This is a genomic window from Zwartia hollandica (assembly GCF_019923725.1).
Lineage (GTDB): Bacteria > Pseudomonadota > Gammaproteobacteria > Burkholderiales > Burkholderiaceae_B > Zwartia > Zwartia hollandica.
In genome coordinates, this window is sequence record NZ_JAHXRI010000004.1 from 153126 (window position 1) to 165734 (window position 12609).

The following is a 12609-nucleotide window of genomic DNA, read 5'->3' on the forward strand; positions in this document are numbered from 1 at the left end:
AGGGAATATTGTCAGTAACCCATTGCGCGAGGCAGGGTCGTCACAATCGCAGGAAAAAACAGGCAAAGCAAAAGAACGGCATACATCCATGCAACAAAAGGCCAAATATTTGTGACGAGCTCACGCATACGCACGCCAGTGACGCCACAGACAACAAAGAGTACAACGCCAACAGGTGGCGTAAGCATCCCAATAACCAAGTTAAGAACAAAGAGGAAACCGAAGTGCAAGGGGTCAATGCCGTACTGAATCGCAATGGGATGCAGCAGCGGAACGAGCATGATGTAGGCAGAGTTTGACTCGAGGAACATGCCGACAATGAAGAGCAGGACCGTCACCAAAAGTAGATAAATGATCGGATCTTTCGTAATAGAGAAGAGCAGTGCTGATAGCTTTTGTGGCATGAGATCGACCGTCATCAAGTAAGTGATGACGGAGGCGAACGCAATTAACGCGCACACAACGGCTGTTGTGATGGCGGCACGCAAAATGATGCCAGGTAAATCGGAGAGTTTTAGCGTCCTGGTGATACCAAACCCTAGAATCAAGGCGTAAATCACTGAGACGGCAGAACCCTCCGTTGCAGTGAAGGCGCCGCCGATAATCCCACCGATAATGAGCAAGGGCATAAACAACACAATAGCGGAGCGCTTGAGTTCGCTAAAAAGCCGTCCCCATTTAAATGCTTCGCCCGTAGTAGTCCAACCCCGACGCGTCGCAATCCACGAACACAATCCCATGAACCCTATGGTAATCAATACGCCCGGCACGACACCTGCCATGAACATCCCGCCAACGGATACAGAGGGTCCCGCCATAAACGCATATACGATCATTGCAGCGGAGGGGGGAATGATTGGTCCCAGGTTAGCCGCGGCAGCAACGATGGCCGTGGCGAAACCCTTGTCGTAGATTTTTGATAATGAGGGGACAAGGATTGCAGACAACGCGCTGGCGTCAGAGACTGCAGTGCCCGATACGGTGGCCAGACCAGCGCCCGATAACATTGTGACGTGTGCAAGCCCACCGCGTACTCTCCCTACGAGAGCGTTGGCAAATGAGATCAAGCGCTCTATGATGCCCGCCTTGATCATTAACTCACCGGACAGCATGAAAAAGGGGATGGCCATTAGCGGGAAAGAGTTGACCGAGTACATCATCCTCTGCGGAATGATCGATAGGTCAATGCCGGCAAACCAGATGGCGATAATGGCACTCAATCCCATCGCGAAAGCGATCGGAACGCCGAGCAGTGCAATGGCCATAAAGCCAACAACGACGAGCGTACTCATTCAGCGTCTCCCAATTTCTTTAAGGGAGGGGCTGTCAACGCAATACGCGTCAGATGCAAGGCTGTCATTACCATGCCTAAACCGACTGGAACAAAGAAATAGGCGACGCTTATGTCGAGAGTTGCCATTTTTTCATCCCACTGATCTTTGCAGAGTTCGATGCAGGACCAAGCAATGGCATAGCAGAGAGCCGCACACAGACCACAGGATAGTTTCCTAATGATGGCCTGGTGGGTCGGTGAAAATTTGTCAACAAATAAATCTATCCCAATATGCGCCCCGTGAGAGGCGGCTACTGGTATAGCAAGAAAAACGACCCAAACGAATGCGAGGCGCCCAGATTCGTCAGCCCAGTCGATGGACATGTTGAGTCCGTAGCGCAAAGCGACTTGCGCTGAGACGATACCAACCATAAAGCAAAAAATTGCGACAATTGCAGCGATGAGTACGAAGTCAATGCCCTTGAACAACTTGCCAAGTAACGTCGTCGTGTCATAGGGCATCGAAATCGTATTCATTTTCTAATCTGCTTATGCTGTATTTATTTCGATGTCTCGGCTAAAACCTGGTTTACCAGATCTGCGCCCGCTCTCTTTTTGACACTCTCAACAACGGGGGCCGTTAATTCACGCATTTTTGCGAAAGTTTCTGGTGGGATTTCTGTATAGGTCATTTTTGTTTTGAGGTTATCTAACGCTTTTTGCTCGTCTTCTGCAGCCAGGCTACGTTGATACGCAACCGTTTTTGCCATTGCCTGCCGCACGGCAGTTTGATTGGCAGGACTCATTTTGTCGAACACGCGCTTACTAGCGACCACAACAATAAAGTCAAAAAAGTGTGATGAGTTCGATAGGTGTCTTTGTACTTCGGCAAAACGGTTGGCATTAATCACTGTATAGGGGTTCTCTTGGCCGTCTACCACTTTCTGCTCGAGGGCTGAATAGAGTTCCTTCACATCCATTGCAATCGGGTTCGCTCCAAGGGCCCTAAACGAAGCAAGGTGTGTTTCGTTTGGCTGCATGCGAATCTTCATGCCTTTCAAGTCATCGACAGTCTTGATGGGGCCTTTGCTGTTGGTCACATGACGCATGCCAAGTTCCATCCAGCCGAGTACAACGAAGCCTTTCTCGAGCAGTTTTTGATCAATTGCCTTACCGACAGGACCATCGATTACACGGTAGGCGGACTCACGATTCTTGAAGACGAAGGGAAGGCTCACTGCTTCAATCTCAGGTGCGATACGTGACATGAAAGCCGCGCCCACCCAAGTCAAGCCTAAGGTTCCTGCGCGCACGCCGTCGACGTTCTCTTTTGCCCCACCTAGCTGCATCGCGGGAAATACATCCACCTGAAGGGTATTGTTAGTGAGGCGTGCGACTTCGGCTTTGAATATTTTTTCGACCGCAACACTGCTTGGGTGAGATGTTGCAAAGTTACCAGCAATCTGCAGCTTGTCTTGCGCGATGGCTTGTAGGCAGGTAGCCGAAAGTAGCAGTGCCCCGATGGTAGCAGTTAGACGGGTAACGGCGGTAGGTTGGCTGTTCATGATGCGTCCTTTAAGTTGGCTTGAAGTCGTTGGTGCCCGTTCGTGAGCAAAGTGTCGATCGAGGTTGGTAGGCCTGCGTTCGGTTTTTGTGGAGGTGGTGAAAAGCTACCTATGGTCGTTTGCCCAGCGTTTAGGCGAATGAGAGTTTCGGCATGCCGAACAGCGCTAGACACCCCATCCACGACAGGTACAGGAAGTTTTCCCGACAAGCTGCGCGCAAGCCCTGCCAAGGGGGCACCCGCTAAGATAATGACATCGGCACCGTCCTCACTGACACAAAGGTTTGCAGTGGCAAGAAGACTGGCTGCTTTATCTTCCTGAACCGACCCAATGTTAGGAAGGGGTTCGTCAAGGCTGCGGATACTGACAAGCCGGCTACCCAACCCATAAGAATCGACGGTTTCTTGATACCAGGCGCGGATGCGGCGCGAAATTGCGACAATGGAGATGCGGTTGCCGAGCAAGCAGGCACTCGCGAGTGCGGCTTGTGTCAGTCCAACGACAGGACAGGGAAGTACCTCTTTCAGGCCGGTAAGCCCTGGATCTCCAAAGGCTGCAACCACCACCGCATCATAGTTGCCAGCATGCTCTCCGGCGAGTTGGGCGGCTGCATAAGCACCAATGAGTGCTTCAAAACGGGTTTCGATATACGCAACGCCGAAGGAAGCGGTAACGGTTTGAATGGCTGTATCCGCGGATGCAGATCGCTTTGCTTCTGCGTCGATCAGTTCCGAAACGCTTGCGGAAATGTTTGGATTGATCAGCAAGATACGCATCATGTCTTCCTAGCGAGCAGAGGTCATGAGGGTTGGCTTGCCGCAGGTCAGGAATTTCCCCTTGCCTAAGCGTGGCAGGAAATTTTTACCATCCCACACCACTTCACCGTTACTGAGTGTTAAACCTGGCCACGCCTTTAATTGGATGCCCTCATAAGGGGTGTAGTCGACTGCATGATGCAACGCGCTGTTATGGATCGTGATGTCTTTCTCGTCCCAGATGACAAGGTCTGCATCGGCGCCGGGCGCGATGGTTCCTTTGCGTGGGTGCAGTCCGTAGGCTTTTGCAGGATTGGTGGAAGTTAGTTCGACAAATTTATTCAAAGAGAGTCGGCCAGTCAGTACGCCTTCGGAATACAGTAAAGGCATACGCGTTTCGAGTCCGGGTATGCCGTTGGGTATGTGGCGAAACGGTTGCTCTTTCCCGTCAAGCTTTTTACCTTCTGGGCTGTCGTAATTGAAGGGCGCGTGATCCGAGGAGAAGACCGAAAACAAGCCATCTCTCAACGCGTTCCAAATGACTTCTTGATTGCTCCGGTCTCTGGGAGGTGGACTGCAGATACATCGTGCACCCACATAACTATCATCGATGCCCAAGTCCTCGGCGGTGAGGAACAAGTATTGGGGACAGGTTTCAGCAAAGATCTGTAGGCCATGGCCGCGAGCCCATCGGATTTGCTCGACGGCCTCTTTGCCCGAGACGTGGACAATCAGGATAGGCACATCGACCAACTCAGATAGGGCGATTGCGCGGTGTGTGGCTTCACGCTCGACAAGCATGGGCCGTGAGTGTGCGTGAAAACGGGGCGCAGTTTGCCCTGCCGCCTCAAGCCTGCGAGTCAGCCATTCGATGCAGTCTGCGTTCTCGGCATGAATCATTGCCATCGCGCCGTGTTGTCTGGCCACAGACAGCACATCTAGAATTTGACCATCGTTGAGCTTGAGGTCGTCATAGGTCATGTAGATCTTGAAAGATGTGTACCCCTCTGCAATCAATGCAGGGAGTTCTTCGTTAAGCACGGCGGGTGTTGGGTCACTGACGATAAGGTGGAAGGTGTAGTCAACGTGGGCGCGGCCGTCGGAGCGGCGATGATAGTCCCGAACGGCGTCGCGAAGTGACTGGCCTTTTTCTTGAGCCGCAAAGGGAATCACCGTCGTTGTGCCGCCACAGGCTGCCGATCGTGTGCCGGTCTCGAAGTCATCGGCCATTTTCATCGGAGCGGGCATTGGCTGGTCAAGGTGACAGTGCGCATCGACCCCGCCTGGTGTGACGACTCGGCCTGCCGCATCGATTGTTTTCTTTGCGGGAGGCAGGAAGCTACCTACGACGACGATTTTGCCGTCTTTGATCCCGATGTTGGCGTCAAAGGTATCGGCTGCAGTGGCGACGCGGGCATTGGTAATGACGAGATCTAGTAAATCAGACATACGAGAATTTTCCGTTTGTAGCGGGCACGGGTGCTGGATTCCCCATTTTGGGGCAGATAAATGTCAACAACAGTGCATACATAATGATGTTTCATTTCCTGTTACGAGTGCCACGTCATGCGTGAGACCTTCAAACAGTTGGCACAGCATTTGCTTGGAATACACAAGCAAAAGCCGTGCCAGAGCATGGTATGTTGAATAGTAATTAAGTAATATATTGTCGACAATGGTATTTACACTAATGTTGACATATTTGGAGTGATTGTGGATAAGCCAATTCGAATTGGGGTGCTGACCCCTTCTTCCAATACCGCACTAGAGCCTTTGACGAGTTCGATCGTTTCGGTGATTCCTGGCGTAACGGCGCATTTCGGTCGCTTTCGAGTTACACAAATATCTCTTTCAGATCAGGCACTTGGGCAATTTGATGATAGTAAAATCTTAAGTACTGCAGAACTGCTCGCCGATGCAAATCCTGACGTGATTACCTGGAGTGGAACGTCCGCTGGTTGGATGGGCTTCGAGAAAGACGCTCTACTGTGTGACAGGATTACTGAGCGCACAGGGATTCGTGCGTCGACGGCAATTCTTGCATTAAATGAGTTGTTGGCGATTAAGAAGGTCAAGCGTTTGGGTTTAGTGACACCGTACACCAGTGACGTCCAGGAAAAGATTATTGCGAATTACGCGAAGATTGGGATCGAAGTGGTCGCAGAGACGCACCGTCAGATTTCTGTGAACTTTGACTTTGCGTTGGTTGAGCCCACAGACATAGAGTCTGATTTACTGCAAGTTAGCCGGGCGCAGCCCCAAGCGATCGTGACGTATTGCACGAACTTGCGGGCCGCTCACTTAGCCGATCGGTTTGAGTTCCAAACCAGTATTCCATTACTCGACACCGTGAGTACGACGGTTTGGGGTGCACTGCGCGCCGTGGGCGCGGATCCAGCTGGCATAAAAGGCTGGGGACAATTATTTGAATGGAAGTAGGCCTGTGATGAAAACAAGCAACGCTCGAGGCGACTATGCAATCTAAGGTAACGGCTCGATTGCAGAGAGAGAACACGCAAGACGAGATCTATGAAAAGATTTACGGTGCGATTCTCGAACATCGTTTGCATCCCGGGACCAAGCTCGTAGAGGAACGGTTGGCGGAGATATTTAAGGTCAGCCGAGCCCGGATACGTGAGGTGCTTGCGCGCTTGGCGCATGAGCAAGTTGTTGATATGTATCCGCAGCGTGGCGCGTACGTCGCACGTCCGACGATCGAGCAAGCTGTCCATGTGTTTGAGGCACGTCGCCTCATCGAGCCTGAACTGGTCCGACGTCTAATAGAAAATCTCACGCCGGAACGTATCGAGCGGTTGCGGCAGCACTGCTCGCTTGAGCAAGACGCCCGGCGTCGTGAAGACAAGCGCATGATTGTTCGTCTGTCTGGCGAGTTTCATATGCTGATCTCTGAGTTAGCAGGCAATCAGGCGTTGATGCGAACGATGCGCGAGCTTTCTTCTCTGACCTGCCTGATCATTATCTTGTACGACGCACCGACTGCGTCAAGTTGTCGCGCGGATGAACATAGTCTGATCACGGATGCGATTGCTAAGCGTGACATCGAGGGCGCACAAAAGATGATGCTCGAACACCTTGCACATATTGAAGGCAGCTTGAACTTAGAGCCAGCCGATTCCGAAGTCGACCTTGCAACCATTTTTGCTGAATGATCATGAAAATCCTTTTGATTAATCCAAATACGAGCCAGCATGTGACCGAGCGCATGCGAGCCAACGCCCAGCAGGCTGTGGGTGAGGCGGCGACAATTCATGCCTTTACCGCGCAATCGGGCCCGGCGATTATTAGTAGTCGTTCAGAGAATGCGATTGCTTTGGCCGAGATGCTCCGATTAGCGGCGTGTCATCAGGACGGGCATGATGCACTCATGCTTGGAGTGTCGATTGACACGGGCCTGCAAGCGCTGCGAGAGATGTTGGATATCCCGGTGGTGGGAATGGCGGAGGCTGCACTGCTCACGGCTAGTATGTTGGGTGGGAAAATCGGTTGTTTAACGCTTGGTGCTGCGATGGTGCCGGTCTATGAAGAACTGACTGCTAGTTACGGCTTGTCCTCGCGCGTATCAAAATGGCGTGCGATAGAGGTGCCTAGTGCTTTTAAAGTGACGGATGCCGATCCAGTAGTCGAGCGAGCTTTGATTGAAGCCTCAAAGCAATTGGTGCAACAGGATGGTTCAGACGTCATTATTCTGTGCGGTGCGGTGCTTGCTGGCTACGCACGACAAGTCTCAACAGCGGTTGGCGTTCCTGTTGTTGATCCGGCTCAAGCCGCCGCACTACAAGCGCTGACGTTGGCGAGAATGCGGCCGGCTAAGCAGGTTAGTGGAAGCTTCGCACGCCCGAAGGGTCGACTATTTTCTGGAATCGATCCTGATATTGCCGCGTTATATAAATAGCAATCAGACAAGCGTAGAGGTCATGAGGAGCGCATGATGGATCGTAGAGATTTGTATGGGTACCGAGACCAACGTCCACAGGCACAATGGCCTGGTGGTGCAAGCGTTGCGCTGAACTTTGTGCTCAACGTAGAAGAGGGCGCGGAGTTGAGTCTCGCTGATGGTGATGCATCTAACGAGCCTATGCATGAGGTCACTAGCAAGGTCACGACCGAACCGGATTTGTGTCGGGAGTCGCATTTTGAGTTTGGCTTGCGAACAGCCTACTGGCGCGTATTGCGTGAGTTTGATGAAGCTGGTCTGCCCTGTACCCTAAACGTGTGCGGACGCGTGGCAGAGCGCACCCCAGCGTTGTTAAAAGAGGCCGTCGGCCGCGGCCATGATGTTTGTGCGCATGGTTGGCTCTGGCAATCGCCGGCTGGCATGAATAGAACTCAAGAGCGTGCCATGATGCTCAAAACTTTGGATGCGATCGAGCTTGCGAGTGGGGTGCGACCCACAGGCTGGCATTGCAAATCAACGCCAACGGTCAACACGCGCGAACTCGCGTGCGAACTTGGTCTGCTGTATGACAGTGACGCCTACAACGACGAGCTACCTTATTGGGCCCCCATCGGGCAGGGACAGGCACTCGTCTTGCCGTATCAGTTTGATACCAATGACATGCGTTTTTTTGGTGAGTCTCCCGCCTTTGTACAGGGGCGCGATTTTTCAAACTATGTGATCGAGACGCTTAAGCGCCTACTGTACGAGGGTGACAAGTGGCAGTCTCAGTCGATGCTGACCGTTGGGCTACATCTGCGCATTATTGGCAGGCCTGGGCGGGTGCAGGCGTTGCATGACATTCTTAACTTTGTCCGCAGTGATGCGCGTATTTGGACGACGACTCGTACATCTATTGCGCAACACTGGCTATCGCATCACCCAGTTCGCTAGGGTTTGACGCGCGGGAACCGTTCAATGAGTCTAGCGCGCCAGGCGGCGTTAGGCTTTAGTAGCTTATGCAGTGCTGTCGTGTCATCTTCGGCACCTTTAGCCATCTGATTGATTTGCCAAGCCATACAGAAATTTGAAGAGATCGCGGGCATTCCTAAATCAGACAATGTCATGATCGGACCGAGAGTGGGCATACCTGCGCCCGCTAGCAAGATGAGGTCTGGCTTGTGCACGAGTAGTCGCTTCGCAGCATCCAGTACTGACGCATTGCGCATGGTGTAAATGTTGTGAAATCCACCTGGTGTTTCAGGCCCGTCGATGGCGCAAATCTCTACACCACAGCGTTTCCAGTACGTCGCACTTTTTTGTGTCAACCAGTCAGGGTAGGGGCTCACCAACCCGATTCGCTTTGCATTAAGGCATGCGAAAGCTCTGCGAATTGATTGTGCCGCCGAGACCACTGGATACCCATAACGTGTGCTTAACGCAGCGAAATGTGCATCTTCTTGCTCAGGCGTGAGGTGATAGGTTGAGCCGGTAATCAGGAAGCCCAGACCACTGAGTGGTGCGTTAGAGAATGTTGATACAAATCCATCGATGCCCGTCAAGAAGTCTTCGAGCCGTTCCTTCATTTCTGGTTGCGGGCTTGTCAGACGCCCAGTCAGTAGGGCAATATCCGTATCAAGCAGTGCCTGCACCTCTGGTTCGGCCGTTGTGTTGGCTTGAGGTACGAGTAACCCTAAGGTTCCTCGGGCGCCGTATTCGACTTCATCGGTTAATGTAGGCATTTAGGAGACTCTCGAAATGAAAAAAATAATTATGTGTACGGTCGCTGCGCTCGGTGCACTGCTGGCTGCCACAGCTACGGCCCAAACCTGGCCTTCCAAACCCATTCGTTTGATCAATCCGTACGCTCCGGGTGGCTTTGGGGACACAGTGGCCCGGCCGATGTTTGATCAGTTGGCGCAGTCACTTGGGCAACCCATCATAGTTGAAAGCCAGGCGGGCGCCAACGGCACACTGGCGTCGAACGTCGTTGCCAAAGCGGCACCGGATGGTTACACGATACTGATTGCAAACCTTGGGCCGATCGCGATGAATCCGGTGTTGTATCCCGCGACCACAGCCGATCCACTAAAAGTCTTTGTTCCGATCACGCAATTGGTGTCGGGGCCGCTTGTGATCCTCGCACATCCCGATTTTCCCGCCAAGACCTTGCAGGAGCTGATGGACTACGCGCGCGCTAATCCCGGCAAAGTGAGCTATGGCTCGGTCGGCCCCGGCAGTACGACGCATCTAGCGGGCGAACTACTCGCGCTTAAGGGTAAGTTAGATTTATTGCATGTTCCGTTTAAGGGGGCTGCACCCGTCATTACCAACTTGCTAGGTAAACAAGTCGATATCGGGATTGTGAATATCTCTCTGGCCAAGCCACACATTGATGCCGGTCGACTACGACCCATTGCGGTGACCACGCTCAAACGCTCTAGCATTTTTCCTGCAGTGCCCACGGTCGCTGAGGCGCTACCAGGGTTTGAGGTGAATCCCTGGTGGGGGCTGATGGCCCCGGTTGGAACACCCAGTCAGGTCATTACACGGGTCGAGCAAGAGATGATTCGTATTCTAAAAATTCCCGCGATCGCAGCAAAGTTACGTGAGAGCGGCTTGGAGCCTGAGGGAACCACGGCGTCAGCGTACGGCAAAGTGATTGCGGCGGACATCGATCAGTGGCGCGAGGTTGTGAAAGCGAACAAGATCTCCTTGCAATGATTCGCGCGCGCTACTTTTTAAACCATGTCCCCATGGCCACTGCGTAAAGGATGATTGCGCCGTAAAGAAACATGGCGATCGCAGAGATGGCATAGAACCAGGTGAGTGACCCACCCAAGTGGAGCACCCACCAGCCGCCCAGTACTGCGATCGCGATTCGAACCCCACCTGCTGCCAAGGGCCAGACGAGCTTGCGTGCGCCCTGCGATGCAAAATAAAGCGTGAAGCCTAGACCAAAGAATCCGAAGACTGGTCCGACGATTTGTAGGTAGATCACGCCTGTTTCGACCATTGCTGGTTCGGTGCCAAAGAGATTCATCCAGGCGTAGGGCCAAAATGCAGCACTCAGGCCAATGATTTCTGCCACGACAAAGGCCATGGCACCACCCGTTAATGCGATGCGCAGCGCGCGCTCCGGTTGGCCTGCACCAAGGTTCGAGGCCACCATTGCAACGAGTGGTGCACCGATGCCGAAGGCAACGGGAAAAATCAGATATTCGAGTCTGGCCGCCGTGCCGTAGCCTGCCAAGGCGATTGTTCCAGCATACGCACCGATCAGTGCCGTCGTGGAGGCAATCAAGCCATTGGTGAGCAGCGGGTTGATTATTGCAAAGCCACCTACGCCAAGGATGTTGCGCATGGGGGCCCACGATATGCTGCCGAGCTCGAGCCGAGCGAGACTTCTACCGCTTACGCAATACCAAAGAAGAATCGCGCAGCCAACACCGAAATAAATCATCAGTGCCCAGCCCGCTCCTGCAATGCCTAGGGCTGGCACGGGGCCCCAGCCAAAGATGAGGCCAGCCGAAACAGGCACCAGCGCAATGGCACCACCACAGATGACAGCGCCCGGGATCATCATGTTGCCCGTGCCCCGAATTGCGCTGGCTAACGCGTTCATGATCCACATCAACGTTAACGCGCAGTAGGCAATGCCCGAATACGTCATTGCTGCCTCTAAGGCAGCGCCACTTGCACCCATTAACGTGAACACGGGTTCGCGAAAGATCCACAGTGTGGCTGAACAGAGCACACCAAGCCCAGCGGTTAAGACAACGGCATGAAGCACCAGGCGATTGGCAAGTGCCTGATCACCCGCGCCGAGTGCGCGCGCCACTGCGGCAGAGATCCCGCCACCCATGGCGCCTTGTGACATGCTTTGCATCAGCATAAGGATGGGCATGACTAGCGCCGCACCCGCTAAGGCGTCAACACCTAGGTGTGAGATGAACCAGGTCTCCAGTAAGACGGTGCTGGATTGGGCCACCATCATTAACAGATTGGGCCAGGCAAGCCCAAGCAGCGTCAAAAAGATTGGCCCGCTCAGCATTGCCTGCAGGCGGGCATCACGCTTACTCATTTGCCGGATTGCACGCGGCGCTGTCGTTGCATCAGGCTGCACCAATCTGCGTTCTCGAGGCCCATGGCCGATACGTCCGACAGAAGTTGTGCAACCAGTCCCGTGACAGGGAGCGACACATCCGCACGGCGTGCTTCGTCCATGACCAAGCCTAGGTCTTTACGCATTAGGGTCGTTGAGAAACCAAAATCAAACTTTCCCTCAATCATGGTCTCAGCGCGGTTTTCCATCATCCAGGAGGTCGACGAGCCTTTGAGCATGACGTCCAGGACCTTGCGCGGATCGAGTCCGTTATGCTCGGCAAAAGCAAGACCTTCTGCCAGTGCTTGGCCAATGCCGGCAACACATATTTGGTTAGACATTTTGGTGAGCTGCCCCGCTCCTGGCTCGCCGATCAAGGAGCAGCGCTGAGCGTAGGCGGCCATGACGGGTTCGACGACCTTCCAGGCAACGGGGTCTGCGCCAGCCATGATGGCCAAGGTGCCTTTCTCTGCTCCGACCGTACCGCCCGAGACGGGTGCGTCAATAAAGTGGCGTCCTTCAGCAGCAGCGATTTTGGCCAAGCGTCTGGCGATTTCAGCTGAGGTGGTTGAGTGGTCAACCCAGATGGCGCCGGGTGCCAGGGTGGGTTGGGCTAGTTCCCAGACGGCGGAGAGCGCCGCATCGGCAGGTAAGGAGGTCATCACGAGCTCTGCACGTATGACCGCTTCGGCAATCGATGCGGCTGCGTGGCCGCCAAAGGCCTTCGCCCAGTCTGCGGGCAAGGTGGGTGAGGTGTCGTAGACAGATAAGGTGTGACCCGCACGCTGCAGATGTGCTGCCATATGCCAACCCATTCGTCCCAGGCCAATAAATGCGATCTTCATAGCAGTCTCTCAAAGCGATCAGGTAAACCAAGATGATAGTAGGGTTAGTAGGGTGAGCAAGCGAGAAAGTATAGGAAACAGACTTTTTTAAACCGTTTGTGCTTATATTTCTTTTGGTTATAAGAAGATGATAAAAATATCCTTTTGTGCAAGTTGTTTTATGGGCACAAT

The 12609-nt window shown here is 53.4% G+C and carries 13 protein-coding genes; 5 read left to right on the top strand and 8 right to left on the bottom strand.

Translation table 11 applies throughout. The features are described from left to right. Nucleotides 1–11: 11 nt before the first annotated feature. From KZZ10_RS02760 to hydA, 5 genes are read right to left on the bottom strand one after another with little or no spacing between them, the layout of a single operon-like run. The gene (locus KZZ10_RS02760; RefSeq protein ID WP_259659974.1) at nucleotides 12–1292 is read right to left on the bottom strand and encodes a TRAP transporter large permease; all 1281 of its coding nucleotides are present in this window, start codon (nucleotides 1290–1292) and stop codon (nucleotides 12–14) included. After that, nucleotides 1289–1810, bottom strand: coding sequence for a TRAP transporter small permease (locus tag KZZ10_RS02765; RefSeq protein ID WP_259659975.1), 522 nt, complete (start codon nucleotides 1808–1810; stop codon nucleotides 1289–1291). Before KZZ10_RS02765 ends, KZZ10_RS02760 begins: the two co-directional genes overlap by 4 nt. Nucleotides 1811–1833: 23 nt before the next feature. Further along, on the bottom strand, nucleotides 1834–2838 hold the full coding sequence (locus KZZ10_RS02770) for a TRAP transporter substrate-binding protein (protein ID WP_259659976.1): 1005 nt from the start codon (nucleotides 2836–2838) through the stop codon (nucleotides 1834–1836). After that, a complete protein-coding gene (locus KZZ10_RS02775) occupies nucleotides 2835–3614 on the bottom strand; it encodes an aspartate/glutamate racemase family protein (protein ID WP_259660021.1) in 780 nt (259 codons plus the stop codon). Before KZZ10_RS02775 ends, KZZ10_RS02770 begins: the two co-directional genes overlap by 4 nt. Before the next feature lie 9 nt (nucleotides 3615–3623). After that, entirely contained in the window at nucleotides 3624–5081 is a 1458-nt protein-coding gene (gene hydA, locus KZZ10_RS02780) for a dihydropyrimidinase (RefSeq protein ID WP_259660022.1), read from the bottom strand. Between the two features lie 225 nt (nucleotides 5082–5306). Between hydA and KZZ10_RS02785 the strand changes: the two genes are divergently transcribed. Genes KZZ10_RS02785 through KZZ10_RS02800 form a run of 4 tightly spaced genes read left to right on the top strand, consistent with a single transcriptional unit; the run spans nucleotide 5307 to nucleotide 8442 of the window. After that, nucleotides 5307–6032 carry a maleate cis-trans isomerase family protein gene (locus KZZ10_RS02785; protein WP_259659977.1) on the top strand — a complete coding sequence of 242 codons (726 nt, stop codon included), beginning with the start codon at nucleotides 5307–5309 and terminating at the stop codon, nucleotides 6030–6032. A gap of 35 nt (nucleotides 6033–6067) precedes the next feature. Continuing rightward, nucleotides 6068–6763, top strand: a complete 696-nt coding sequence (locus KZZ10_RS02790) for a GntR family transcriptional regulator (protein ID WP_259659978.1) — start codon at nucleotides 6068–6070, stop codon at nucleotides 6761–6763. Between the two features lie 2 nt (nucleotides 6764–6765). Next, nucleotides 6766–7506 carry an aspartate/glutamate racemase family protein gene (locus tag KZZ10_RS02795; protein ID WP_259659979.1) on the top strand — a complete coding sequence of 247 codons (741 nt, stop codon included), beginning with the start codon at nucleotides 6766–6768 and terminating at the stop codon, nucleotides 7504–7506. Nucleotides 7507–7539: 33 nt separating this feature from the next. After that, nucleotides 7540–8442: a polysaccharide deacetylase family protein gene (locus KZZ10_RS02800; protein WP_259659980.1), complete on the top strand. Its 903-nt coding sequence runs from the start codon at nucleotides 7540–7542 to the stop codon at nucleotides 8440–8442. Here the strand turns inward: KZZ10_RS02800 and KZZ10_RS02805 are convergent. Continuing rightward, nucleotides 8439–9230, bottom strand: coding sequence for a maleate cis-trans isomerase family protein (locus KZZ10_RS02805; RefSeq protein WP_259659981.1), 792 nt, complete (start codon nucleotides 9228–9230; stop codon nucleotides 8439–8441). The two genes, KZZ10_RS02800 and KZZ10_RS02805, sit on opposite strands and share 4 nt — an antisense overlap. Nucleotides 9231–9246: 16 nt before the next feature. Between KZZ10_RS02805 and KZZ10_RS02810 the strand changes: the two genes are divergently transcribed. Continuing rightward, nucleotides 9247–10212, top strand: a complete 966-nt coding sequence (locus tag KZZ10_RS02810; protein ID WP_259659982.1) for a Bug family tripartite tricarboxylate transporter substrate binding protein — start codon at nucleotides 9247–9249, stop codon at nucleotides 10210–10212. 10 nt (nucleotides 10213–10222) lie between these two features. Here KZZ10_RS02810 and KZZ10_RS02815 read toward each other — a convergent pair whose 3' ends face one another. Next, nucleotides 10223–11572: an MATE family efflux transporter gene (locus tag KZZ10_RS02815; RefSeq protein ID WP_259659983.1), complete on the bottom strand. Its 1350-nt coding sequence runs from the start codon at nucleotides 11570–11572 to the stop codon at nucleotides 10223–10225. After that, nucleotides 11569–12438: an NAD(P)-dependent oxidoreductase gene (locus KZZ10_RS02820; RefSeq protein WP_259659984.1), complete on the bottom strand. Its 870-nt coding sequence runs from the start codon at nucleotides 12436–12438 to the stop codon at nucleotides 11569–11571. The genes KZZ10_RS02815 and KZZ10_RS02820 overlap by 4 nt, the downstream gene beginning before the upstream one ends. Nucleotides 12439–12609: the final 171 nt, after the last annotated feature.

Coding starts and splice junctions, on each gene's coding strand:
- KZZ10_RS02760 (WP_259659974.1), bottom strand. CDS start 1,292: ATGAGTACGCTCGTCGTTGTTGGCTTTATGGCCATTGCACTGCTCGGC.
- KZZ10_RS02765 (WP_259659975.1), bottom strand. CDS start 1,810: ATGAATACGATTTCGATGCCCTATGACACGACGACGTTACTTGGCAAG.
- KZZ10_RS02770 (WP_259659976.1), bottom strand. CDS start 2,838: ATGAACAGCCAACCTACCGCCGTTACCCGTCTAACTGCTACCATCGGG.
- KZZ10_RS02775 (WP_259660021.1), bottom strand. CDS start 3,614: ATGCGTATCTTGCTGATCAATCCAAACATTTCCGCAAGCGTTTCGGAA.
- KZZ10_RS02790 (WP_259659978.1), top strand. CDS start 6,068: ATGCAATCTAAGGTAACGGCTCGATTGCAGAGAGAGAACACGCAAGAC.
- KZZ10_RS02795 (WP_259659979.1), top strand. CDS start 6,766: ATGAAAATCCTTTTGATTAATCCAAATACGAGCCAGCATGTGACCGAG.
- KZZ10_RS02800 (WP_259659980.1), top strand. CDS start 7,540: ATGATGGATCGTAGAGATTTGTATGGGTACCGAGACCAACGTCCACAG.
- KZZ10_RS02805 (WP_259659981.1), bottom strand. CDS start 9,230: ATGCCTACATTAACCGATGAAGTCGAATACGGCGCCCGAGGAACCTTA.
- KZZ10_RS02810 (WP_259659982.1), top strand. CDS start 9,247: ATGAAAAAAATAATTATGTGTACGGTCGCTGCGCTCGGTGCACTGCTG.
- KZZ10_RS02815 (WP_259659983.1), bottom strand. CDS start 11,572: ATGAGTAAGCGTGATGCCCGCCTGCAGGCAATGCTGAGCGGGCCAATC.
- KZZ10_RS02820 (WP_259659984.1), bottom strand. CDS start 12,438: ATGAAGATCGCATTTATTGGCCTGGGACGAATGGGTTGGCATATGGCA.